The sequence below is a fragment of the Corallococcus terminator genome, from assembly GCF_049194865.1.
GTDB classification, from domain to species: Bacteria; Myxococcota; Myxococcia; order Myxococcales; family Myxococcaceae; genus Myxococcus; species Myxococcus terminator_A.
Map to the genome: position 1 here is coordinate 133,591 of NZ_JBLZWL010000029.1, position 25,075 is coordinate 158,665.

Below are 25,075 nucleotides of genomic sequence, written 5' to 3' on the forward strand. Positions count from 1 at the left end.
AGCTGGGAGGTCCCTCGACTTCGTTCACCGCGCCGTCGACAGGGGAGCCCTCCTCGGCGCCTGGACAGGTGGGCGAGCAGTCGTTCTGGTAGAGATTGATGGTGCTCTCCAGGGCAGTGGCCTTGTCTGGGTTCGCCGTCTTCATGGCGAGGCTCGCCGCCGTAGTGGTTCCTCCGTGGGTCTTCGCCGCGTGCCTTTCCTGGGTGATTCCGACCCGGTGGTATTCCCTCTCGCACGTTCAGCGAGAAACACTTTCGCCGGTCGGTGCGGTGGGGCGCTCTGGAGTTTCTGATAATTGATTGGGGTCTGCTGGGGCTGCGTGGTGGCACCTCGGCAGGCATTGCCTCCCGACAATCCTTGTCGAGACGCGAGTCCGTAAGGAATTTCCACATGTCCCAACGATTCGCGCGAGGCCCCTGGGGCCTTGCTCCGCCATGGCCGCGCCTGCTGTCCGTGCTGGCTCTCGGGAGTCTGCTGCTGGCTACCCCCGTGGGGGCCCAGGAAGAGCCGGATGATGAGCCCGCCGTCGCCTTCGTGGGGTTGACCCTGGAGGGAGACAGTCTCCGGGTGCGACTCCAGTGGTCGGATGGCGAGGGGCCCTTCCCTGACTTCGCGCAGCTTGTCTCGTATGACGGTCAGGGGGAGATCAACGACATCCAGGAGCTGTTCCCGCAGCCGGGGGAGGTCATCGAGGTGGAGCTGCCCGGTGCGCTGAAGCAGCCCTGGGAGACCGGCTGGACGCAGAAGCTGGTCGTGGAGGACCCTTGGCGGGGGACTCCGCTGAATGTCCAGTTCTACGACCTGAACCTGGACTGCGAGGACTGGTCGGAGAACTGCGTGCTCGCGGTGGCGCCTTCGTTGGGCACCAACGAGGAAGTGGTGCACGTGCGCCCCGAGTTCGACGAGGCTCTCACCTACATCGAAGATAGATTTGAGAACACGGAGATTGACCTGCTGGATGCCGTGTCCGAGGCCGCCCCTCACCTGAGCGGTGATGCGCTGCTCTATTCGCAGAATGTCCTGCGGCGTCTGCCCTACTGGGGCGAATGCTTCTGCACCTGGACGAGCCGGACGACCCTGGCTCCTTCCCCTGCCATGGTCGTCGATGTGTCGCACTCAGGTGGGCACGTGAAAGGGACTCATGGCGCTGGCGCGGTGGGCTCGCTGACCGCCAGGTCCGGCTCTGCAGCTGGTATTTCCCATGACATCTGGGGAAGCAACAACATCCAGCTCAGGCCTACCTGCTTCAGGTGGTTGTTCTATGACGACTGGCGGGTGTCGGTGCGCTTCCCTGGTGGCGGGCGTGAGTGGTACATTCCCTTCCCCAGGCCCTATCTCATGCCCTGCAGGTACTCGTGCCCCGCGGTGTATGAGCATGCCGGGCGTATCAGCGGCAAGGCGTTCGTCACCGTGAATGGCGCCGCGGACGCCTACGCGCTCGTGGAGAGCTTCTACCTGGTCGATGGCAACTACGCGCTCCACAACGTCGCCGAATACAATGCTTCCTTCGACGACTCGACCACCCGCTACGTCTGGTCCAATTCAGGAACCACAGCCACCGTTGACTCGGGCATGTGGGCCTACGCGTCGAGGTCGAATTTGAGCTCCATCTCCGCCGCGAATACGAGGAATGGCCTCTTCGCCGCCATCTACGCCGAGCCGAACATGTGCTGGAGCGGCCCCTTCGGGCCCGGGGCTGTCTGGTCCTATGGAACCCTTCAGGGGTCAACGCAGACCGAGAGCCTGCGGCAGAGCGTCCAGGGCTTCTTCGCCGAGCGAGGGCTCGACATCAACCCGTAGGTCTCGGCTGGGACTGACCTGTCATGACCACCAGCTCATGACAGGTCAGGGCCCGCATGCCGTGCGCGGGGCGACCGGCGCGGCGCTCAATCGCGCTCGGTGCCAAGGCCCTTCTTGGGTTGTGCTTCGTCCTTCATGATGACGGCGAGTATTTCGTTCTCCCTGGGGCTGCGATTGAAGAAGAGGTCGCCGGTGGAGCAGACGAGATGCTGCCCAGCCTGAGCTTCTGGGTCGTGGTGCCGCGAGGCTGCGACTCGATGACCTCGTAGGTTCCCGGGGGGACGGCCCAGCGGATGCGCGAGGGACACGCGAAGCCGGACAGGCCGCGCGCGTTTGAGTCAGGCGCAAGTGCGTTCTTGCGTGACGCAGGCACTGCCTGTTCTCTTCGGTCATGCCCACCCTCCTGGCGCTGCTTCACATCGTGGGCTGTGTGCTGCTCGCGGCCGTCTTCTTCGCTCCCGCTGGGGTGCCCACGCTCGTCCATCTGCTCAAGGGCATCCTGCGGGAGTACAGCCTGGTGATGCTGGTGCCGGCGCTCCTCACGGCGCTGGTGGCCTTCTGGAGCGCTCACGTGGACGCGTGGAGGTGGCTGCGCTGGGGGACGGCTGCGTCCGCGGTGCTCATCGGATTCCTCGCGGTGTGGCCCGCCGCCTCCGCGTGGCGGATGGCCAGGGCGGCCGACATTCCGCTCGACCTCCGTGAGTATTTCCGTTCGCTCGTCGGGGCCCGACCCCTCCCGAGCCAGACGGTTCGTTTCGCCGTGGTCGAGGGGCGCGAGCTGTACGCCGACGTCTTCCTTCCCGAGGCCTCCGCGGCCAGGGCCCGCCCGGCGGTGCTCTACCTTCACGGGGGTGGCTGGCGTGGGGGAGAGCGCGGCCATGCCCGCGCCTGGGCCGACTTCTTCACCGCGCGGGGCTATGCGCTCATCTCCCTCGACTACCGGCTCTTTCCTCCCGCCACCGGCTTGAAAGCCCCGGGAGACGTCAAGTGTGGCATCCGCTGGGTCAAGGACCACGCGGCCACCTACGGTATCGACCCGGACCGGCTCGTCCTGTTCGGCGAGTCCGCGGGCGGGCACCTCGCGACCCTGGCGGGGTACACCGTGGGAGAGCCACGCCTTGCGTCCTCCTGCGCTCCCGGGGACACGTCAGTGGCGGCCATCATCGGGTTCTACGCGCCTGGCGACCTGGTGGCCCACGCCGCGAGCGACCCTGCTCCGCTGGAGGGCTTCACGGGGGTACCGCTGGAGGGCCACCGCGAGCTGTACGAGCTGCTCTCCCCCATCCACCATGTCGGGCCACGCTCCCCTCCGACACTCCTGCTCCATGGCGGGGCCGACAGCGTCGTGCCGCTCGACGCCTCGCGCGCGCTGGCCGCTCGACTTGCCCAGGCGGGCGTTCCACACGCCCTCTTCACGCTGCCGTACGCGGAGCACGGCTTCGACATCTGGGATGGCGGCTTCGGCCGTCAGCTCGCCCGGGCGCGGGTGGGACGATTCCTACAGCAATACGCGCCCGCTCACGGTGAATGAAACTCCCGGGCTCCCGTCATGAAGAACACAGGGTGAGCGGGCGGCGAGAGCTGCTCCTCCGCTGGAAACCTCAAGGAAAGAAGGAGAAGTCCCATGGTGGCGGTTCGGAGTGGCTCCGAGGGTGTTCGTTCGCTTGAAAATCGGTCGTCCGCGCTGGGCAGGGGATGGGCGGCGCTCGCGCTGCTGCTCCTGCCGCTGACGGCGTCGGCGGGGCCGGGTCCGGACTACCGCTGGGACGAGTCGCGCAACCGCCCCGGTCCCAACCGCTGCCAGAGTGCCTCGCAGTGCGATGGCGCGCGCACGTGCAGCCCCTCGGGCTGGTGCCAGGGCGAGTCGCGCCCGCCGCCGCCCCCGCCGCCGCCCGGGCGCTCGGAGCGGGACCACGACGGACGGGACTGGGGCCATGGCCGGGGAGAGACGCGCCCCCAGCGCGGCACCTTCATCCGCAGCAAGCTCGCGGGGCTCGTCATCGACATCGCTGGCAACAACCGCTCGCCCGGCGCGGGGCTCATCGCCCACCAGGCCAAGTCCAACCGCGAGGGCAATGACAACCAGCAGTGGGAGCTGGTGCCCACGCGGGGCGGCTATCTCATCCGCAGCCGGCTCAACGGGCTCGTGCTCGACGTGGAGGGCGCCAACAAGGCAGCGGGGACCCGCGTGGTCACCTGGGAGGCCCACGGCGAGTCCCACCAGGTGTGGAAGCTCGTGCCCGGTCGCGCTCGCGGCACCTACTACATCCAGAGCCAGCTCAACGGCCACGTGCTGGACATCGAGGGCGCCAAGGCGGATGGCTCGGGGCGGCTCATCACCTACCCCATGAAGCGTGACGGAACGGCGAACAACCAGCTCTGGATGCTGGACATCTGACCCCAGGACCCCGGGGCACATGAGCTGGCAGGGCATGTGCCCCCGGGAGGGCTCCCACTACAAGGGACGCCCCGCCACATAGTGGTTGTCGTTCTGATGGAAGACGTCGATGGTGTCGGTCGCCTCGTCCACCTCCTCGCCGAGGTAGCGCGCCGACAGCTCCCGGAAGTTGTACTCGTCGACCCGGTGGCCGTCGCCCTCACGCAGTCCCTCGGGCGAGTTGTCGACGTAGTGCATTCTCAGATTCACCCCACGGGCGAGCACGAGGCTTCGAAAGTCGAGGTCTCCCGCCCACTGGTGCCCGCGGCCCTGTCCGTCCTCGTAGGCCGTCGCGAGCACGTTCAGCAACTCGCCAAGCGGGACGTTCGCCCGGAGCAACTCCTGGAAACGGGCTTCGGCCTCGGCGACCTCCTCCTGGTAGTTCTCGTCGGTGTCCCGGAACTCATGGCCGTCTCCGAGCCCCCGATGTTGTCGGACCTGCTGCCAGGCCTCTCCGCGGACCTGCTCCATCCGCGCGGTTGCGACAGCGATGAGCTCCAGGAGCTCCGACGACGGTTTCATGTCACGGAACATCGCCGGGGAGATGCCGATGCCGCGTCGAATCAATGTCGCCGTCATCGCGGCGGCTTCCTGACGGTAGTGCATCGACTCCTCGGCGCGTCCGTCCCCCGGGAGCTTCGAGGCGTCCTCAGCGGAGCGATGATTCACGCCGTCCGCGAAGGCGTAGTACAGGCAGTCACCGCCTCCCGGGTTGTCGACGAGGGCGAAGTTGCGATTCACATACGCGCGGTAGCGCGCCTCCGCTGACAGGTCCTCGACCTCGGGTTCCCCGGACGAGCTGGCCTCGTGCCGCACCTCCGATGAAGAGGCCTCTCCGGTGGGCGCGTCCGAGCGTGGCCCCTCGATGGAGCTGCGCCCTGTCTCAGGGCGAGGACCGTCGAGCGCGCGGCGCCCGAACAGGGGACGGTCCAGTGCGATGACCTCCGGGTCGAGCAAGCCGAGCAGGTGGTACATCGAGCGCATGCGGCCAATCTTCGTCTCGACGACGTCGCTGTAGGCGCGGTCCTCGAGGTTGGTGTTCCTCACCAGTCCGACAGCGTCGCGGCCAGCGAGGGTCCTGCGCGTCGCGGTCGTGATGGGGTTGGCATCGTCGAAGGCGTCGAACTCCTCCTCCACGGGCAGCGCAGTGGGCGGCTCGAGCTCGGTGGGGATGGTGAACTGAGTCAACCACGTCCCCGTATCCACGCTCTCGTCCACCTTCTTGGGGTTGCTGCTCACACTGCGGAAGCCGAGCTCGACGGCGGCACACCAGGCACAGGTCTCCTTTGGCCGATTGCGGTTCGTGCCGGTTTTCTGGAACCCCTCGTAGGGAAAACACACCAGCACGTCTGCGCCGTCACAGAAATACGAGGCGGCGGTCATGAGCGCCGCCGGTTCCGCGCAGGTGAGCGAGTGCCAGCCGGACAGCCAGAGGTCGACACCCTGCGCGCGCCCGTCCAGCTCACGCATGGGATGCTCCTCGATCTTCAAGCCCTCGTGCGTCTTCTTCTCTCGGAACGACACATAGCTGAGCAGCGCTTGTCGCGCCGGGCTTCTGAGTCGGAGCTGGCCCCGGGCGCGATGCTCGAGCGACGCGAAGTTCGCGCGGTGGAGCATCGTCTCGTAATTGACCTCGAGCCCCTTCTGGATCTCCTCGTGCTCGTGGGTCTCCTTGAGTCGCTTCCTGGCGCTGGTCTCCTTCGCGTCCATCTCCGCCCGGATGCCGTTGTACTCGTCGAGCATGGCCTGCTGGGACTCGTCCGCGGGCTGAACACGGCCTCTGCCTATCAGGCGCTCCTGCTGGAGGGTGGCGGACAGCTCCTTGAAACGTGCACGCAGTCCCTGGACGTCCGAGGAGGGTTCGTAGGGTGGGGCCTCGGCGCTGGGGACCTCGGTATCGGCATCCCAGGCAGGCAGGCCGAGGTGCCTGTTGAACTTCTGGAAGTACGGCGCCTGCGGCTCCTCCTGGACGACGCCGGAGACACCGAGGACGGGCACGTACACCCTCTTCCCTCCCTCCTGGTGCTTGGTCCAGGACACGCACAGGCAGCCCACGGCGCTCGCGAAGGACGTGGAGAGGATCCGCCAGTCCTTCGCGGAGAACGCGCTCTGTGCATGGTCCTCCGGGGGCTTGAGCAGGCGGGTGACCGCGCTCGAATCATCCCCCAGCAACTGGTAGCGCAGGGTGAGCTCGTCGGTCATGGCCTTCGCCTGGGGCCAGAACTCCGTGTCTGACGGGATGTCGCGGACCCAGTCCCTCTCGGGGAACACCGCTCCGAGCGCGGTGCCGGGCGGAGACACGACGAAACCCATGCTCATCAACCGGTGCCGGATGGGTTCATAATAGCGATACTTGGCGCGGGACTTCGCGTTGTCCTTCCGCAGGTCTTCCTTGGTCACCGAGGAGTACGCCTCGTCCCTCATCTCGGGAGAGACAAGCCCCTTGTCCTCAGCTCCCCCCAGGTGCCACGCAAGCTGTTGATGCAGCGACTCGCGGCTCTCCGCGACATAGAGCTGCTCCTGCATCAGCATGCCCTTGAGCACGCCGTCGACGTGTGTCAGCAGGTCGGGGTCCATCTTCGAGAGGTCCTCCACCGCGAGCACCTCGCGCAGCACCTCGGGCGTCACCTCCTGCGTGGCCAGGTGTTCCCCGTACGCTTCCAGGTTCTGGAGGGCGGTGAGGATGCCCAGGCGAGCGGGGTGGGACCGTTCGAGGGCGTCCTCGACGCCGCTCACCTCCACGGTCTCTTCCCGCCGAGGTGCCTCCTGGAGGCTGTCGGGTGGGTCCTCGGTCATCCGTTGAACCGGCGCGCCTCGGTTGAGCGCGTGGCTCATCTGGACCAGCGTCTGGACATGGGGGCCGCCGGTGGCGGAGGTCTGGAGCGCCTCGAGACGCCGCTCGCGGGGCGAGGAGCTCCTCGCGCGCTGGAGGGTGGCATTCGTGCCGGACTGCTCCAAGGGCCGCTCGTTCCTGGAGGCATGGCTTTTCATGCGAGCGCGTCCTGTGGGAGGGGCGGAGGAGTCGGGCAGTGTGGCGAGTCTCGCGGGGGGCAGGGAAGGAGCGGCCACGTATGGCGCAGGTCGTCGAACCCGCGAGGGGCTGTCCAATCGCACAGCGGCCCGCCTCAGGGGATGCCTGGGCGGGCCGCTCTTTCCCTCGGGTCAATGCCTGCGACCGAGGTCACAATCAAAGACCTGCTACTCAGCCACCGCCACGGCTGCCGTCGGGCAGAACTGAGCCATACAGGCATCCCAATCCGCGACACATTCATCCGCCGGCCTGTTCTCCAGGAACAGGCAGCGATTGTAGAAGCGGTCGCACACGCCTCCGCAGGCCGCGGCCTCAACCGAAATATCCTGTTCCGCTTCGACGCCACCACAACCCGACAGCAAACCCACGGTCAGCAGCGCCTTGGTGATGAAGGACTTCATCTGCATGTACGCCTCCTCAAAGGCCTTTCCGGGTTGAAAGGCTTTGTGACGATAACATCTCTTCCGCGTATCAAGGAGGGGCACGGACAGGGGTGAATGGGTGAGTCTGTTGATACTCACCGGGATGAAACATGAGCACCCCAGTGCTTCGGGGCCTCGTCACCCATGCGTGCCGTGGAGGGTCGGAGCAGGGCGAACGGTCCGGAACAACCGGATGCCGTGGTGGATCAGCACCGAGGCGATGATGAGGACCATGAAGAATTGGGTCGTTCGGTCGCTGACCTCTGTGCGGAAGACGGGCCCCCCCAGGACGATCCACGCCATCACCGCGCAAGTGACCAGGCCCAGTCCCGTCTCCAGGCGCCGCATGCCCGGGGACCAGCGCCCGCGCACGATGACGGCGAGCATCAGGGGAACATTGAGGAGCAGGAGGAGCAGGAGCACCCAGGGCGACTGGCGCTGACGGAATTCGTCGGTGTAGGTGAGCGCCTCGTAGGCGGCGGGGGCTGCCCGGCCACCGAAGCAGACATCCAGCACCCAGCTCGGCTGGAGGAGCACGAACAGTCCACTCAGGATGCCCACGATGCCCAGGGCCATGGCGGCGCGGCCGCCCTGGATGCGATCTCCCGCTCGTGGCTTCCACTTCGAGGTGTGCGGCCACCGGCGGCGGACCCACGCGGAGATGCCGAAGCCCACGACGAGCACGCCTGGCCACCACAAGGAAGGCACGACCGTGTGTCCCCACCACTGGCCGAGCGCCTGGAGCACCGCGCTTCCAGACTGGAGGGGCAGCCACAGGTGCTCCAGCAGGCCGGCGCACCAGATGAGGACCAGCCCGATGACGGTTGCCCGCAGGAAACCGCGCGCATCCACGGGGTCGATGATGGTCAGAGTGGGGCGGTAGCGCGCCGCCACCGCCTCCGGCCGGCCGAAGGCCCGCAGCAAGTCGGTGGCCATGGCCTCGTCGGCGTCGCGTCCCTCCGTTGCCGCCTTGGCGTGGAGCTCCTCGGTGAGCAATGCGCGCAGCTCGAACGCCACATCGTCGCGTTGCTTGCGTGGCAGCCGCACGGCGACTTCGGTGATGTAGGACTCCAGCACGTCATTCGCGTTCATTGCCTCTCCTCCTCCAGGAGCCGGTCCATTGCGTCATTCATGCCCTGCCAGGCGTCGGTGAGCCGCCTGAGCAGCTTCCGGCCGTCCGCGTTCAGCGCGTAGTAGCGCCGGGGCGGCCCGTCTTCGATTCTCCACTCGCTTTGCAGGACGCCCTGCGTCTCCAGGCGCCGCAGCAGGGGGTACAGGGTGCCCTCTTCAATGGGCATTCCCTTCTCCGCCAACGCCTGTCTCAGCTCGTACCCGTAGCGAGGTGCACGCAGCTGCGACAGGGCGGCCAACACCACCACCCCACGGCGCAGCTCGAGTTCCAGCTTGTCGAACGGCTCAGCCTGACCCATGCGGAGCACAGTACTGTGTGGTGCACAGTAGCGCAAGCGCACCACCCCTACGTCCACCAGGAATTGGGCGCCGCGACGTCCTCCCGGGCGCGAAGTCCTCGGCGCGCCCGGGAGTGGGGAATGGCGGGCCTCCTCTAACGGCTAACGGCGGCGATACCAGCTGCTCTCGCAGGCGTTGGCGCGGGTGGCGAAGACGTCGCGGTTGCCGCCGGCGCTCCACTTCGCCTGGAACGCCAGGCAGCGCGCCTCCGGATAGAAGGCGCAGGTCGTCGGGAAGAAGCAATCCATGATGTCTCGGATGTGGGCCTCCATCGCGGTGCTGAAGCCCAGGGCCGCCGCGTTCGAGCGGCCCTTCGCGCCCATGATGTCGCCTCCGGGCTGCGCCGCGTTGACCGCGATGACGCCGCCATTCGTCTTGCCGATGTAGCAGCCGGTGTTCCCGGTGCAGGACTGGCCGATGTTGTAGTTCGTCACCGTCACGGGGGCGCAGGCGCGCCCGCCGTACCAGGCGAGGCCCGGGTCGCTCAGGCCGCTCAACGTCAGACAGCGAGGGCTGCTGCCCGGGGCCTCATGGGCCCGGCAGGTGGTCGCGTTGTAGGACCAGCAGGCGGCGTTCGGGTCCGACGCCATCTGGGTGATGAGCTGATTCACCGTCAGCGCGGAGCCACACCAGGAGGGACAGCCGATGGGGTCCATGTTCGCGGAGAGCGTCGTCTGCACCATCGCCCCGGTGTCGCCCGCGAGGATGTACTCCTCGGTGAGCTGGCCAATGCCATGGCCCAGCAGCTCGTGCTGGAGGATGCCGCGCGAGAAGTCGTGCTGCCACGGCGTGCTGCCCGAGGGCCTGGGCAGCTCGCCGCCGAAGGAGGTCGCTCCATACGCCGCATAGGAGCCCGTCTTGACGTTCACCTGCGCGTCGATGTTCGCGCAGTACAAGAAGCCCTTCGCCGCGCGAGGGTCCGTCAACGGGTTCTCCACCGCGACGTAGAAGTTCATCTGTCCGTAGTAGGAGTTGTAGGGCACCGTCTGGGACAGCGGAGCCGTCTGGCGCGCGCCGGGCAGGGGAGGGCCACTGGGCTCCTCGAGGACGCGGCGCACGTTCTCCTTGAGTGACAGCAGCGCCGGGTCGGAGACGTAGTCACTCCAGAACGAGCCCGTGTTTCCGGCCGTACCCGTCTCCTGGATGATGACATTGAACTGGTTGCGCGCCCCGTAGGCGAGCTTCTCCGTGCCCAGCACCTGGCAGCGTCCGGGACACAGGACGTTGGTGGTGGCCATCGGGTACCAGGACTTCGTCTCCTCGACGGTGCCGTTCAGCATGAACATCACGTCGTCCTTCTTCCCCGGGAAGCCGAGCCCTTGTAGCGAGCCCGGTCCGAACAGCCGGCCATGTTCGTAGCGGGAGTTGTTGACGACGAGCTGCGCGCTGCCGTCCCAGCCGCCATAACGCGTGGACAGCTCCAGGTAGTAGTAGTTGCCGTGCGTCAGGTTCACGCCGAGGGGGAAGGTGAACCAGTTGCGCTGGTTGGGGCCGAGCGTGAGGCTGAGCGCGTGCTGCTGCGAGTAGACCTCGTTGAGACAGCCATCGAGGACGCGCACGCGCAGCCAGTCATCCTGCTTGGAGGCATACACCGCGCCGGCGAACAGCAGCGACACGTCCGTCGCGCGGTCCACATGGTTCATGAAGAGCTGGAGGACGGGCCGTTCGGGAGTGATGCCGGCGAAGGTCCGGGAGTTGTCGCTGTTGGCGTTGAGGTTGGACCGGCTGACCGGCGCCGCGAGCACCAGGCACGGCAGTGCCAGGGTCGCGAGCGCGAGGAGACGACGCATGGGGGACTCCGTCTTGTGGAGAGGGACTCATTGCTAGACGGAGGCCAGGTGTTTCCTTCGTACTGTGTGTGTGACGAGTCCGGCGTGACTCCAGACGCCGTGGGCCCCGCCTCAACCGAAGAGCTTGGACCAGAAGGACTTCTTCTCCTGTGGCTTGCTCGCCACCTCGAAGTCGATCCGGGTCACCTGGAGGAGCCCCACCATCCCCATGCCGCCCTCCTCATGCGTCAGCTTGAAGTCGCGCTGGCCGAACGCAACGGCGTACCCATGAGGGTCGTGCTCCCACACGGTCATCTCGCCCAGTCGGACGGGCGCGTGGCCATGCAGGCCCGTCCCCGGGTACAGCGAAGGCACGCGGGTCTCGAACTCGCGGCCGTCGAGCGTCTGGACCCGGGCAGGGACCCAGACGACGTCCATCGAGCTGTTCGGCTTCTCGAACTGGAGGGAGCGAAGCTCGCTGAAGGGCACGTCCAGCACGGTGCCCCCCTGGAAGCAGGGAAGGTGCGGCCCCGTCAGCTCATCCGAGTCGGTCAGGTCGGAGAAGCGCACCCGGGAGCCGTTGGTCCGCGTCAGAGTGCCGGCCGCCTTGGGGGCCGAGCGCGCGCCCTCCTCCAGGGCACGGGCCGCGTCGGAGAACTTGCCCGTCGCATGGCTCACCGCCGCCTGGAGGTAGGAACGCGAGAAGGGCTGGGGCGCCTGCAGCGCGCCGCGCTCCTTGGCCAGCTCGGCGTCCTTCCTTCGCTGGGAGTGCAAGCGTTCAAGCCCGGCACAGTGGTGCAGGAAGGTCACCCCTTCGGAGATTCCAGGGTCGAGCTCCTCCAACTCCTCGAGCGCGCGCAGGGCTCCGTCGTAGTCCTCCAGACGCACCCTCACGTTGAACGCCGTCAACAGCCGCTCTCCCGAGGGCGCCTGCGACAACTCCGCTTCAATCAACCGGAGTGCTTCCTGGAAGTCACCCTCCGCGAGGTGTTGCTCAATCTGTTTCATGGCGTATGCCCCCCAAGAGCCGCGCGGCGACCATAGCGCGTCCGCGTGACTCTGAAAGCGGCTGAAGTCCTGGCACGGGCGAGGGCGCACCCCAGGTCGGTGCTACCCCTTCCGGAGCCCCACCACCTCGCCATAGCCACCGGGGATGAAGAACTCGTGCGGCTCCATGCCCATGATGCGCAGCGCGGTGGTGACGACGTCCGCGGACCGGGGGACCCGCTTCTGCGTCTGACCCGTCTCCTCGATGATGTCCACCGGCACGCCGAGCCCGCGCGTCGTATACGTGCCCACCTGCCGGTTCGCGGCCACGTTTCCACCCGCGAAGAAGACGGAGGTGAAGGGGTGGTGGTCATCCGGCAGGTTGTAGCTGCCATCGCCCGAGCGGGACGCCCAGCTCCGGCCGAACTCGCTCATCACCAGCACCAGGGTGTCATCGAGCAGCGTCTTGCCCGGCTTGCCCGGCGCGGGCGTGGCCTTCATCTCCCCCAGGAAGCGCGCGACGCAATCCATCAGCCCGCGTCCATGCGCGCAACTGAAGGCATGGCCCGAGCCGCTGTGGGTGTCGAAGTCCATGCGCAGCGAGACATGCACCGACGTACACAGGTCCGACTTGAGCAGGCGCAGGGCCATGTCCATGCGCGGGTCCAACCCGACCAGGTGGAAGTTCGCGTTGCCGAACGTGTAGGTGAAGGCCTCGCTCAGGTAGCTCGACAGGTACGCGGGCCGGTTCGTCTTCAGCGTGTCGATGCCCTTGGTGCCCTCCAGCATGGACACGACATCCGTCGCCAACACACGGGACACGGACGACAGCGAGCCATGCAGGCCCTCCAGGTAGTTGTCCACCTTCGCCGTCGAGCGGCCCAGCAGCGGCTGCGCGCGCGCCAGCGAGTAGCGCTCCACCGTGGTCGTCTTCAGCGTGCCCCCCGTGGCCTTGCCCCGCGCATCCAGCTCCGCGCCCGCGGTGCGAGCGTCGAGCCCCGTCCACCAGGCGTTGTCCGTGGGCTTCCCGGAGAGCATCGGCTTGAGCGCGTCGATGGACGGCACCCCGACGGGCGAGGCGTGAGAGGGCAACCCCATGCCGGACGGCACACCCCGGTCTCCAGAGACCACCACGAACGGCAGCGGCCGGGTCTCCCGGTGCCGTGCGTACAGGTGATTCGCGATGACCGAGTGCACCGCGGGCGCCCGATAGTCCGCGCCCGCGACGCCGCACATCGCGGAGATGAAGGCGCTCGCGTGGTCATTGGTGCCCTGGTCGATGCCATGCAGCACGCTCAGTTGCTCATGCAGCGCGAAGTGCTGGTAGCCGTACATGAGCGGGCTGAAGGAGCCACGCGCCGCCGGGTCCTGCGGATTCCAGGACTGCCATGTCCGCAGCGGCTTGTACGGGCCGTTGGCGGGCGCCAGGTTCACCACCTTGCTCGCCTCGAAGAAGACGGGCTCGCTGCTGAAGCCGGACGGCCCGGGGACACAGAGCGGAATCTCCGAGTCCTCCATCGGCGTGAAGCAGTACGCCGGACGGAAGCCGCCCGGGACGTAGAGCACCACGAGCCGGGAGGGGACGTCGGCGTCCGCGGCCTGCGCGACTCCAGAACCGAGGAGCCCCGCGCGTTCGAGGAGGGCGAGCTGCCCGGCTCCGAGGGCCCACTTGAGCAACGTGCGTCGAGAAGTATTCAGCATGGGGTCCTCGGCTCAGTAGGTGATCCACAGCGGGTGACGGATGAGCGCCGCGCAGGTGCCAACCCAGGCCACGCGCGGGCTCTGCGCTTCGAGCGGGAGGTAGACCTGCTCGTACAGCGCCTTCAGCTCCGCGTCCGCGGGCGGCTGTCCCAGCATGCGCAGGTAGAGATTGCGCAGGTTCTTCTGCACCGCGTCTGGGTTCTTGGTGGAGGTGTCCGCGAGCGTCACGAAGCGCAGCACCGCCTTGTTGTTCTGCTTGTCCACCGCGCGCGCGCACCATGCCTGGGACATCTGGACCAGCGCCTGTCCGGCGGAGGGGCCGAAGCTCGCGTCCTTCTTGCGGTACTCTAGGGAGTTGCCGCCCCCGAGCGCTTCAAAGCGCTCGACGGTGCGCGGGTCGGAGACGTACTCGCCCGAGATGCCGGGAGACCAGTCACCGGGCCACACGAAGAACTTGTTCCAGTTCACCACGTACGCCCGGTTGCGCCAGTCGGGGTTGCCCGTGCTGACGAAGTCCTCGAGCGTCAGCCCGAGCTGGTCCATCAAGCTCACCACCATCTCCTCGGCGGACAGCCGGCGGACGCGGAACTCCGCGGGTGACGGCGTCTCCAACTGCACGGGAGGCACCTTCAGGTCGCGAATCCACGCCTCCACCTGCGCGATGGTCATCGTGACGCGGCCGTTGGCGATGAGCTGCTCGTAGGGCTGGCCCGGTGGCATCTGGGCGTAGCTGCCAGGAGCGGTGCCCTTGAGCATCTGGACCAGGACGCTGCCCTCCGGGTCCCCGCGCTTCACGAACCGCTCGTTGTAGACGAGCCCGCTCTCGAACGCGGCGAGCGAGGCGAAGAAGGGCTTGTTGCCGTTGACGTGGCAGCCCTCACAGGCGGGCGCGAGTGCGAGGCGGACCGCGTCGTTGTCGCTCGACGCGGCGCAGGTGTCACCCCCGTCCGGCTTGTCATCGCCCCCCTGCTGGTAGGAGCTGTCCCCGAAACAGGCCCCCAGGTTGAGCGCGAGCAGGACGAGCGCGACGGCTCCCAGGAACGAACGCGGCGTGCGCATCACAGGCCCCTCCGCAGCTCGGACTGTTCGAAGAGATGGCGGATGAAGGGCCGCAGCTTGCGCTCCCCCGCGACGAACTCCCTCGCCAGCTTGTCGATGAAGCCCTTCTCCGTGGCCGGATTCAGCTCCCGGCCGATGAACATCGCGTAGAGCTTGCGCGCGGCGCAGCGGTCGAACTCACCGGAGCGGACCAGCAGCTTGCCGAAGCCCAGCGGGCCCATGGTGCCATCGCCATGCTCGCCCAGCAGCGTGTACGACTCCGGCATCGTGTCGAGCAGCACCGCCTCCGGATTCGCCTTGAGCTGCTCCGGAGTGACAGGGGTCAGCACCGTGTTGGGCACGAAGGCGTTCTTCCAGCGCAGGCCCGGCGCATTGCCGGTGTGCGGATACTGTCCGGACAGCCACTCCGCGGTGACGCGCTGGTTGCCCATGCCTCCGATGAAGGGCCAGGGGACGTAGTAGCTGGAGAACGGAGTGAAGTCCCAGCGCTTGAAGGCGATGGCCGCGGGGTCCAGCGTCTTGTGGCAGTGCAGGCACGTCCCCCCCGTCGCCGGGTCTATCTCCAGCGGCGGGAAGTGCACGTCCGCGGGAGGCGGCGCGAAGTTCTGGCACGCGAAGATCTCCAGGAAGCGCGCGGCCCGGACGCGCTCGCGCGGAAACGAGGACATGGACCCCATCATGGTGAGCACCCCGGCGGCGGGCAGGCCCAGGGGCGCGTCCTTCGTCGTGCGCGGGTCGAAGCGGTAGGTGCGCTCCATGCCGCCGGAGCGCGTTTTGTCGGGGGTGAGCGAGAGGTGGTAGGGCTCCAGCTCCTCCACCACGAACTCGCGCCACGCCTGCGGGTCGTTCGGCGTCGGGTGCAGCGGGTCGCGTGGAGCGTTGCCTACGTCAGGGCGCCACCACGTGGTGTTCTTGTCCACCGCGTTGCTGCCCATCTGCCGGCCGAAGCGGATGTACAGCGCTCGCAGCCAGTTGGTTCCCACCGAGTAGTTGCCGACGACGAGGTCCGAGAGGGGCCGGTCATGCCACGCCAGGTGCGCGAACAGGCGCGCGGGCTCCTCGTAGGGGTGGCGGCGCTGACCGTTGAGGCTCGAGGTGCCCGTGGCGCCCAGGCCGGCGAGCGGCGAGCACCACATCAGATTCGGGCCACACCCGCAGCCCCGAGGCAGCCCGGGGTCGTAGTAGCCGCCGCCCGCGACGCCGCAGTCCCAGATCTTCCCCGTGGTGGTATCGACGACCTCCTTGGTGTCGGAGCCCGCCTTGCCCAGCACCTGGACGGTGGTGCCTGGAGCCCACCAGGGCTCCACGGTATGCACCACCGGCACGGCGGGATTTCCGCTCCCATCCTTGTCCGAGCACTGCTGGCCCGGGTCCTGCCCCGAGATGAACTCGTTCACCGCGTAGAACGCGCCCGGGTGCGGGGTGTTATCGGCGCACCGATGCAGGTGTCCGGACATGTCGCCCTGGTACGCGTCGCCATTGGCGCCCGTGGTGTAGGCGCCCACGGCGATCCACTCGTGTCCGAAGCGGAGCATCCGCTCGTAGAACTTCGGAGAGGCGAGCAGCTCATCGAGCGTGGAGCGAAGGAGCGAGGTCCGCGCCTCGGGCGAGGCCGCGTTCGCCATGGCCTCGTACTGCTCCACGGTGGGAGTCGTCCCCGTGAGTCCGAGCACGATGCGCCGCAACAGGCGCGTGTCGCTCATCTGGTCCTGGGGAGGCTCGGCCGGTGACGTCGGCTCGGGTTCACATTGCTGCGCGTGCGCGTCGGGCACGACGAGCCCGGACATCGCGGACAGCACCGCCGCGAGGGCCGCGCTCTTCAGGTGCAGGTGCCAGTGCATACATGCGACAATAGCATCGAGTGACACAACAAGGCACGAGGGGAAATGTCTGCCATTCCGCGAGAATGAGGGGTGGACTCCCCTCCACATCCGACTGTCTTTCTTGCCACGGGTGGCGGTGACTCGAGGCCACTGTGGGGTGGACTCCCCTCCACACCTTCACGCACCGCGCCATGGGCTTGAGGGTGAGGGCACCGAGGCCCCGGCGCGCTGCTTCAGCGAGAGGGGATGTTTTTGACAGGCATGATGTTGGCGAGCGTGTTTGACATGAGAGGGCGTTGGGCGAACACTGGCTGCGTCCTTCGCTGTCAAATCCTGTCATCGCGGTTCGAGGTGCGTCCATGCGCAAGCTTCGCCCGGCTGTCGTTGCCCTCTTTCTCGCGGTCGTCACTGTTCCGGGGCTGGTGTTCGCGACGGGGCAGCCCGTGCACAGCATCTGGTCGAAGAAGGGCAGTGAGGCCCTCATTCGGGGCGTCCTCTTCGCTCCTGTCCTCAATTCCTCGGTGGTGAGCTGGCAGGAGGGCTCGGGGCCCGCGTTCGCGAACGCGAGGATTGAGGTGAACACCAACGGCACCGCCATCGTCCTGGAGCTCGAGCTGGTCACCCTGCAGGGCTCACCGACGGACGACTACCTGGAGGGCCTCTGGGACGTGACGCTCGATGGCGTGCTCGTGTGCTCCGCGTGCCAGGGCTACGCCAAGGGGCTCCGCCACCCGGTCGGGCAGACCTACAGCATCGACGTGGACAACTCCTTCTACCGGCTCGACGGTATCATCACCTCGCGCTTCGACTATTGAGGCGCCGCGGGTCGACCGCGAGGCCGATGGGGCGGGACCGCGACGTCTGGTGACCCGTGGGATTCTGAAGTACAAAATCCCGATGGAGAGTATTCGTTGGCTCGCGCTCGCTCTGCTGACTCTGTTTGTCGGGTACACCGTTCATGCGAGTCGGACGGAGTCGTTCTGGAAGTCCCTGAAGCAGGTTCTCGCGTTGAGATGGGGCCGTCAGGTCACGATGGACCTCTACCTGGGGCTCTTCCTGTTCAACTTCTTCGTCTATCTCAACGAAGGGTCGGTCCTCGTTACCGCGGCCTGGTTGGTTCCGACCCTGGTTTTGGGGAACATCGTTCCCCTGATCTACTTCGTGGTGAACTTCCATTCCCTGGTCGGCCACTTCATTTGAAGTAGAGAGGGGTGGCAAGAAGCTCGTCCCCTGACCACATCTTCACGAGAGGACCCCATGAGAATCCACGCCGTCCATTGCTGTCTCGCGCTCGCGACGCTCTCCTCTTGGAGCTGCGGGAGCAGTCTGGAGCTGGAGCCCGCCGCCCGTACTGCGGCCACGCTCGACATCCAGACCGTGCCGGGCACCTTCTCATTCGCCTATGGCATCCCGCAGAACAAGCCGGTGGCGATCGCGAGCACTCCGGACGGAGGCTATGTGACGGGTGGCACCACGTACACAATCGGGGGCGGAACCGAGGCATGGGTCATCAAGTTCGATGCCGGAGGAGGCCGCGTCTGGGAGTGGCGGTATGGCACGTCGGCGGAGGACTCGCTCACGGGGCTCCTGGTCGCGTCCAACGGTGACATCGTTTTCACGGGGTCGATGCGGCAGGGGTCGTTGAACGGCTCGCATGACGTGTGGCTCGTTCGGCTCTCATCCGTTGGCGACGTTGTCTGGCAAAAGGCCTATGGCGGCGTCAACCAAGAGCTGGAGACCGGTGGACATGAGCAGTCCAGGGCCGTCATCGAGACGGGGGATGGCAGCCTCGTGGTGGTGGGTGAAACGAGTTCCTTCGCTCGATCCGGGGCGTCTTATGACGTCGCGGTCGCGGCGTTCTTCCTCGAGGTGGCTGGAAACTCGGGCGAAGTCGTCCAATCCAAGGCCCTGGTCTGGTCGCGCTACTACAACGACGCGGGCCGCAGGAACACGAGTGCTTCGAGCATCGTGCAGACGGCCGATGGAGGCTTTGCTGTCGCGGGAGGCTCGGACAGGAACTTCTGGGCGGTGAAGCTGGGTCGTGACGGGGTGCCCCAGTGGATGAACCATTATGGGTATACCACGCACGACCAACTGGACTCACTGGTGCAGGACTCCGATGGTCACCTCGTGCTGGCCGGGTCCACCTGCAATACCTCGGGAAGCGACTGCGACGTATGGACCGTCAAAGCCGCCCAGGACTCGGGCGATTTCGTGTGGGTCCGGAAGTTCGATGGCGCGAGCTACGGCAACCCGTACAGGATTCAGAAGACGACCTCGGGCTTCGTGGTCGCGGGCACCTACGCGCCCGTCGGTACCTCATCGAACTCGGCCCTGTGGCTCGTCCAACTGGACGGTGAAGGCAACCTCGGTACGAATCACTCTGGCACCTGGCAGAAGACCTACGGCGGGCTTCGAGGGAGCGCCATCACGCCTCGCTCCGAGGGTGGGTTTCTCTTCGCGGGGCTTCGCGCGCGATTGACCGCCTCGGGTACGGAGTCCTTCTTCGTGGGGACCGACGCCGGAGGCGATGTTGCTTGTCCGGCGCCAGTCCCAACGGATGTGAGTTCGACGCAGGGAGCGCTCACCCGAGAGGTCTGCCCGCTCCCACCCACGGGCGAGTCCTGCTGCACGGACAGCGCCTGCGACAAGCCGGATAGCTGCGAGCGGCACGAAAACTGTGTCTCGCGGGTCTGCATCCCCAAGCCGGTCGACTGGATCCGGGACCACACGCTCACCGCGCGCGACACGGTCGCTGTCGCGAACGCGATGAGCGGCACGAAGGTGTCCTGCCAGTGAGGTCTTCAGTGGCACTTCCTCGAGTTGGCGACATTCATGCGCTCGATGAGGGCAGGGGCATGCGTGGAGAGCGCGAAGCGGGTGGCTGAAGGGGCTACCCTGGACGAGGCGCGCGGCGCCAGGTGCGCCGCGCGGTCACTCAGTCCTCATCAGGGTGCTGGCAGCTTCGTCACGAACGAGTCGGTGTCTCCGAAGAGCACGTTGCCATCGAAGTTCCCGCCCGTGTACCCGCCCAGGTAGAGGACTCCACCGCTGCCTCGGCTCACTCCGTTGCTGTAGACGGGAGAAGGAGCTCCCGCCAACATCGCCGGGCTCTGCTGGAGGACCCACTGCCGGGTGCCCGCCGTGTCGAACTTCGCGACGTAGTTGTGCGCCACGCTGTGCATGGTGTTGGCGGGGTTGCCCACGTCGCCCCGGCCTCCGCCGCTCACGTACACCCCCGTCGCGTCGATGAAGAGTCCGGAGGCCCAGGCGCCATTCGTCGCGCTGAACTCCCGGGTCCACTGTCGCGCCCCGGAGGTGTCATACTTGCTCAGGTAGACATCTCCAGAGGTGGTGGTGTTGGGGTTCCCATCCAGGCCGCCGTTGCTCTGTCCGGTCAGATAGACATTCCCCGCCGCATCCGTCGCCGAGCCATACAGCCACACCGAGTTGCCTCCGGACCCGAGCTGCCGGGTCCACAGCTTGTTGCCGGCGGCGTCGTACTTCACGACGAAGAAGTCCTGCGCGCCCATCAAGGCATTGCCGTCCAGTCCGCCCGAGGTCCAACCGGAAACAAAGACACTGCCGGCCGCATCGGTCGCCGCGCGCCGCCCGAGGGTGCTCTTGCCCGTGGCGCCGGTCTGCCGGGTCCACACCTTGTTGCCCGCGGCGTCGAACTTCGTCACGAACATGTCCTGGGTGCCGATGAGCGCGTTCCCGTCCAGGCCCCCCTTGGCGAGCCCCACGAGGAACACGTTGTCGGAAGCGTCGACCGCGACGTCATAGCCCTCCGTGGAGAACCCCGCGCCGCCCACCTGTCGCGTCCACTGGAGCACGCCCGTCTTCCGGTACTTCGTCACGAGCGCATCCATCGATCCGACCTGGGGCGTGCCGTCCACCGAGCCCGCGGTGTAGCCCGCCACGAAGACGTCGTCTCCGACCTGGCCCGTCGCGATGCCGTAGCCGAGGGCCGCGCTCCCCGGAGCGCCAATGGGCTTGGACCAGAGAAGGTTGCCGCCTGCATCGCGTGCCTGGAGGAACGCGTCCAGTGCGCCCACCATCGGCGTGCCATTGAGGGCTCCTCCCGTGTAGCCCGTGACGTAGGTGTTCCCCGTCGAGTCTCCCGCCAGGTCCATCACGTGAGTGGAGGCCCCCGTGGCCCCGAAGGTCCGCGTCCACGAAGCGGAGACGGGGTTCGCGACCCCATCGTTGACGCAGGAGATCAACTCCAGCTTCCGGAGCGAGACGACGTGGACTCCCGGCGATGCATCGTTGTCGTCCGTCACGTGCAACCGGTAGCGCATGTACGTCGCGGGCGAGGCCAACGTGAACTCACGGCGCTCGTGGCCAGCCCAACTCGTCTGGTTGTTGCGCGTGTCGAGCACCACCCACGACGTGCCATTCCAGCCCTGGAACGTCCAATCCTTCGGTGCGCGCGAGGTCAGGCTGGGCCCGTTGTGGAACACGAGGGCATAGCGGTGGAGCGTGGTGGTGGTGACGGGGTGGTAGCCGATCCACGCCGGCGTCTGCATCACCTCGGAGACCCACAGGCTGCTGGCGTTGTCGAAGGCCATCCAGGCCTCGTAATTGGCACCGTAGGCGCCCGAGCGGATGACACTCCCTCCCGGCGTCGTGGGCCCCGTCATGACCGGGACGATGGTGCCGCAGACGAGTGCCTGGGTGGTGGACCCTGTCTCCTCTCGCAGGTCGACGTCGGGGAGGTCCGGGTCCTGGCAGCCGGAGAGGGATGAGAGAAGCAGCGTGCTCGTCAGGACTGTGTTTCGAAGGGTGTTGAAAGGACTCACGGTCGTCACTCCTTGGACGTCGTGCGAAAAGACACACGATGTGCCCGAACCGTACGATTCCCATTCCGTGACACTGACGCGATGTGACGAACCCGCCGACCCGTGGGGCGAACTCGCCAAGGCCTGGGACGAGTCGAGCCGCGCTTCGGCGCAGGCCGGGCCCACGCCCTGACGCGGAGTCAGGGCGTGGGCGTCTGTCTTCACCGACGTCAGGGCGCCGGGAAGTGGTCGAAGTACTGGTCCAGGGTGCGAGTTCCATCCGGCTGGTTGATGCCCGTGGTCAGCCAGAACGGGACGGTGCCGCCCATCACCGCCGGGACATTCATGGGCTGGCGCCGTGGGTCCTGGAACCGGGGCCCCGTCCCCGTCGTCAGCGCGCCCAGTCGCAGCCCCGGGAGGGTGGCCGTCCCCGTGTGGCACGAGAGGCAGAAGGCGTTGCCGCTCGTGTCCGGGCGAGGCAGCGTTGAATGGAGCGCGGGCATGGCCAGCATCCCGGCGCGCATGCACCGCGCGGCGAGGGCCGGGTTGGGATTCGGATTCTTGTGCACCCGGTCGATGCAGATGTGCTCTCCGTACTGGGCCGGGTAGTCGAGCGGCTCCGAGTAGGTGCCCAACCGCATCTGCTCGCAGAGGGAGCGTCGCAGCCCGGGGTACTGCTGCGCGCGCAAGCGCAGCTTCTCCAGCGCCGGAGTCCACGGTTCGGGCTCCCGCCACGACAGGTCCACCGTCGTGCCGAGCGCCTGATTGCAGAGGAGCTCCTCGGTCCAGGGCCGCTGCGCGTCGCCAGGCGCGAGGGCGTAGATGCGCAGCTCATCCACCCAGCCGTAGAAGGGCAGCCGCGTCTGTCCTGGCACGAAGGCTGGCCCCGGGTCGCTCACCGTCATCCACGTCCAGCCATTCATCGAGTTGAACATGGGGTCGAAGCCCACGTCCCACGGCGCAACGGTCAGCGTCGAGTGCCACGTCCCATTGATGTAGAACGCCAGGGTCCGCTGCCCCCCGACGGTGTGAATCTTCATGCCGAAGTGGAAGTAGCGCCCGGCCTGCACCAGCGAGCCCAGGTTGACGGTGTACGACGACCCCGTCGCGCCGTTGTACACGGAGAGCTCGTGCCACACATTGCCGGTGTTGTCCTTCACCTGGACGAGCGCGACCCAGGAGCTGTCGGAGAAGTAGAAGATGGTGCGCGGCAGGCTCCGCGCGAGCGTCACGCCGGGCTTGAGCACGTTGTCCTGACGTGAGTCGAGCCAGATGCCGAACAGCCAGTCGCGCTGGGCACCGTTGACCGGATAGCCCATGTCCATCAAGTCATTCTGGCCATCCAGCCACACGCCCTTGCCACTGACGCCGCCCAGGGCCACGGGCTCGATGCGCGCGCCACCGCGCAGCCGAACGGAGGAGGGGGCCTGTGGTCCATCCGTGCCGAGCAGCGGGCTGCCCGTGGCGGCGTTCTGCGCCAGAGGGTTGCGCTTGAAGCGGAAGTCGGCGAGCTGTCCTCCGCGCACGTAGGCCCAGGCGTCCTTGAAGGGCACGAAGCCATCCTGGGGGAAGGTCTCCGCGCGCATGGGGCCGTGCGGCGACACGTCCATGCGCATGGCCGCGTTCATGTGCGCGACGACGAAGGCGCGCTTGTTGAGGTAGTCGTCGAAGGCCACCTCGCTGTTGCGCTGCGTGTTGGACTGGACGTTCCACACCACGTCGAAGGGCAGGGTGGGGCGCATCCCGTCGAAGTGGTTGAGCTGGTTCTCGAAGGAGAAAATCTGGGAGCTGCCCCGGGGCGTCAGCGGCACGTCGGCGCCCGCGTACAGGCGCAGGTCATAGGTGCGCTGGTAGTGGTCCTCGGTGTTGCCCGCCAGGTCGGTGATGCTCAGCCCGTTGTCGAGAATGACCGCCTTGCCGCGCGTCCACGCGCCGAGCACGCTGACGGCCTGCGCGGGCGCCCGGTCCGGGTTGAACGTCGCTCGGGTCGCATCCGACGGCGGGCCCCAGGTGACATCCGTCTGGGAGAAGGGGCTGAAGCGGTCCTCGCGCAGCACCTGCCGCGCGTAGTAGCCGTCGTGGGGATTGTTCTTCGCGGCGAAGAACAGGTTCTTTCCCTCGCGGTCCAGCCATGGGTAGGCCCACTGGTTTCGCACGCCGAAGGGCATGGCATTGCCCAGCGTGTCTCGGAAGGGCTGCGGCCGGCCGTTGACCACCTGGGACTTCGCCAGCTCGTAGCGGCTGTTCACCAGCGGGTCCATCGGCATCATGCTGATGGGCTTGAAGTGCCCCCAGCTGGAGGCGCGACACACGTCGTCGGAGGCCGCGTAGTACAGGCCATTCATGTTGACGACGAACAGCCGTCCGTCGCCGCTCGTCGCGGGCTCGAACAACGCATAGGGCCGCTCGTTCGTGCCCCAGCCCGTCACTCCATTCCACGTCCCGCCGTTGCCGATGACGGCGTCCTCGTCGTCCTCGACCTGGAACGAGGAGCGGTAGCTCTGCCTGTCGAAGAACTGGCACCACTTGGGCGCGGAGGGGGACATGTTGCGCACGTAGACGGGCGTGGGGAGCGGCCACACCGGCACCGGGACGTAGCACTGGAAGCCCGGGTTGGTGGTGAACAGGCGGCGCCAGTCGATGGTGTCGGGCGTTCCGGGAATGCTGTACGTGGAGCCCGCGCTCATGTCGCCCCAGGGCGAGTCATGGATGTTGAAGGGGCGGTACGGCGGCAGGTTCCAGGTGGGCAGGGACTTCACCTCGCCCTCCGGGTTGCGAGGGTAGACCCAGAGGCCCCAGCCCCCGGTGCCCGCTCCGTCGACAGGCTTCCCCGCATCCGTGGACTTCGGCGTGCGCACGAAGACCGTCAGGTCCACCGAGCGAAGCTCCCAGCGCTTGCCGTCGGACGCGACCATTCCGTAGACGAGCGACATCTCGTAGCAGTCGCCAGGGACGGGCGTGGAGCTCACCTCGTAGCGGGCCGTACACGCCACGGGGTTGCGCCCGTGGCTGCCCTGGAGCTGGGCGGACATCGAGTTCTCACAGGTGGTGCTGTGGAGCGCGTCGGGGAAGTCGCCGTTGTTCTTCGCAGTGAGTCCGGTGGCCATGGGGTTGAAATAGGTGAACGGGTGCAGGCCCACCGTGTTCGGAGGTTGCACGTACCGGACGCCCTTGCTGGCGAAGTCGTAGCGGAAGTCCTGGCCCAGCGTCTCCGGACGGAACGTGTACAGGAGGGAGCCCTCCGCGCAGCCACGGCAGCCGCCGCGCACGAAGAGGCGGCCGTCATTGGTGCCTCGGTTGAAGGGCAGCACCTGGATGGCATTCGCCGCGTCGCTGCTCTCCGGCATCCGGGGCGTGGACCACCCGTTGTCGTACTCATTCGGGGGAAAGGGCTGCATCACCCCGGAGAGCGCGGCGGGGCGCAGCGTCAGCGGCGCCGAATACGTGGAGCGATAGGGCCGCCACGCGGGGGACAGCTCCCGGAAGATGCTGGGCCGCTGTGGGTTCTCCACGTTGTAACAGTTGTCGATGACGCCGTAGTTGTTGAGACCGGTGGAGCACGCGCTGGTGCCCACCATGGCCACGTCGGTGAACCAGGTGGGTGGGTCCAGTGGCGCCTGCTGCGTGCCGACCACGTCGGGAGCCGAGGTCTCCGGCGCCGCGGGCGCCGTGTCACAGGCGATACTCAGTATCAGCGGGAGCAGGAAGGCGACTGACAGCCTTCCCGCGAGATGTCTTGGGTCCAGGGGCATACACGCCGTGTAGCAGAGACATTGGACACGGCGTCAACCG

Annotated in this window: 17 protein-coding genes; 6 read left to right on the forward strand and 11 right to left on the reverse strand. The window is 67.1% G+C overall.

Annotated elements, in window-relative coordinates:
* Positions 1-390: 390 nt before the first annotated feature.
* The 3 genes from ACN469_RS11810 (at position 391) to ACN469_RS11820 (ending at position 4,198) form a co-directional block, all read left to right on the forward strand.
* Complete coding sequence (locus tag ACN469_RS11810; protein ID WP_498767190.1) at positions 391-1,800, forward strand: hypothetical protein; 1,410 nt, start codon at positions 391-393, stop codon at positions 1,798-1,800.
* Positions 1,801-2,191: 391 nt separating this feature from the next.
* A complete protein-coding gene (locus tag ACN469_RS11815; protein ID WP_498767192.1) occupies positions 2,192-3,331 on the forward strand; it encodes an alpha/beta hydrolase fold domain-containing protein in 1,140 nt (379 codons plus the stop codon).
* A gap of 93 nt (positions 3,332-3,424) precedes the next feature.
* Positions 3,425-4,198 carry an RICIN domain-containing protein gene (locus ACN469_RS11820; protein ID WP_498767194.1) on the forward strand — a complete coding sequence of 258 codons (774 nt, stop codon included), beginning with the start codon at positions 3,425-3,427 and terminating at the stop codon, positions 4,196-4,198.
* Positions 4,199-4,255: 57 nt separating this feature from the next.
* Here ACN469_RS11820 and ACN469_RS11825 read toward each other — a convergent pair whose 3' ends face one another.
* The 9 genes from ACN469_RS11825 to ACN469_RS11865 form a co-directional block, all read right to left on the reverse strand.
* Complete coding sequence (locus ACN469_RS11825; protein WP_498767196.1) at positions 4,256-7,228, reverse strand: hypothetical protein; 2,973 nt, start codon at positions 7,226-7,228, stop codon at positions 4,256-4,258.
* Positions 7,229-7,435: 207 nt separating this feature from the next.
* Positions 7,436-7,675 carry a hypothetical protein gene (locus ACN469_RS11830; RefSeq protein WP_498767198.1) on the reverse strand — a complete coding sequence of 80 codons (240 nt, stop codon included), beginning with the start codon at positions 7,673-7,675 and terminating at the stop codon, positions 7,436-7,438.
* Positions 7,676-7,828: 153 nt separating this feature from the next.
* On the reverse strand, positions 7,829-8,782 hold the full coding sequence (locus tag ACN469_RS11835) for a hypothetical protein (protein ID WP_498767200.1): 954 nt from the start codon (positions 8,780-8,782) through the stop codon (positions 7,829-7,831).
* Complete coding sequence (locus ACN469_RS11840; RefSeq protein WP_498767202.1) at positions 8,779-9,120, reverse strand: PadR family transcriptional regulator; 342 nt, start codon at positions 9,118-9,120, stop codon at positions 8,779-8,781. Before ACN469_RS11840 ends, ACN469_RS11835 begins: the two co-directional genes overlap by 4 nt.
* A gap of 141 nt (positions 9,121-9,261) precedes the next feature.
* Positions 9,262-10,950, reverse strand: coding sequence for a hypothetical protein (locus ACN469_RS11845; RefSeq protein ID WP_498767204.1), 1,689 nt, complete (start codon positions 10,948-10,950; stop codon positions 9,262-9,264).
* 111 nt (positions 10,951-11,061) lie between these two features.
* Positions 11,062-11,937, reverse strand: a complete 876-nt coding sequence (locus ACN469_RS11850; RefSeq protein ID WP_498767206.1) for a type VI secretion system accessory protein TagJ — start codon at positions 11,935-11,937, stop codon at positions 11,062-11,064.
* A gap of 102 nt (positions 11,938-12,039) precedes the next feature.
* On the reverse strand, positions 12,040-13,617 hold the full coding sequence (locus ACN469_RS11855) for a DUF1501 domain-containing protein (protein ID WP_498767208.1): 1,578 nt from the start codon (positions 13,615-13,617) through the stop codon (positions 12,040-12,042).
* A gap of 12 nt (positions 13,618-13,629) precedes the next feature.
* Positions 13,630-14,676 (reverse strand): hypothetical protein, encoded by a 1,047-nt coding sequence (locus tag ACN469_RS11860; RefSeq protein WP_498767210.1) that lies wholly within the window; start codon positions 14,674-14,676, stop codon positions 13,630-13,632.
* Positions 14,676-16,517: a DUF1549 domain-containing protein gene (locus tag ACN469_RS11865; RefSeq protein ID WP_498767212.1), complete on the reverse strand. Its 1,842-nt coding sequence runs from the start codon at positions 16,515-16,517 to the stop codon at positions 14,676-14,678. Before ACN469_RS11865 ends, ACN469_RS11860 begins: the two co-directional genes overlap by 1 nt.
* Positions 16,518-16,858: 341 nt before the next feature.
* On the opposite strand from ACN469_RS11865, the gene ACN469_RS11870 reads away from it, so the two are divergent.
* Genes ACN469_RS11870 through ACN469_RS11880 form a run of 3 tightly spaced genes read left to right on the forward strand, consistent with a single transcriptional unit; the run spans position 16,859 to position 19,298 of the window.
* Positions 16,859-17,314: a hypothetical protein gene (locus tag ACN469_RS11870; RefSeq protein ID WP_498767213.1), complete on the forward strand. Its 456-nt coding sequence runs from the start codon at positions 16,859-16,861 to the stop codon at positions 17,312-17,314.
* A gap of 49 nt (positions 17,315-17,363) precedes the next feature.
* Entirely contained in the window at positions 17,364-17,699 is a 336-nt protein-coding gene (locus ACN469_RS11875; protein WP_498767215.1) for a hypothetical protein, read from the forward strand.
* A 57-nt stretch (positions 17,700-17,756) separates the two neighbouring features.
* Complete coding sequence (locus ACN469_RS11880) at positions 17,757-19,298, forward strand: hypothetical protein (RefSeq protein WP_498767217.1); 1,542 nt, start codon at positions 17,757-17,759, stop codon at positions 19,296-19,298.
* Between the two features lie 149 nt (positions 19,299-19,447).
* Here ACN469_RS11880 and ACN469_RS11885 read toward each other — a convergent pair whose 3' ends face one another.
* Together ACN469_RS11885 and ACN469_RS11890 are read right to left on the reverse strand one after the other, a co-directional pair.
* Positions 19,448-21,304 (reverse strand): SBBP repeat-containing protein, encoded by a 1,857-nt coding sequence (locus ACN469_RS11885; protein WP_498767219.1) that lies wholly within the window; start codon positions 21,302-21,304, stop codon positions 19,448-19,450.
* 209 nt (positions 21,305-21,513) lie between these two features.
* Positions 21,514-25,035: a hypothetical protein gene (locus ACN469_RS11890; protein WP_498767221.1), complete on the reverse strand. Its 3,522-nt coding sequence runs from the start codon at positions 25,033-25,035 to the stop codon at positions 21,514-21,516.
* Between the last annotated feature and the right edge of the window lie 40 nt (positions 25,036-25,075).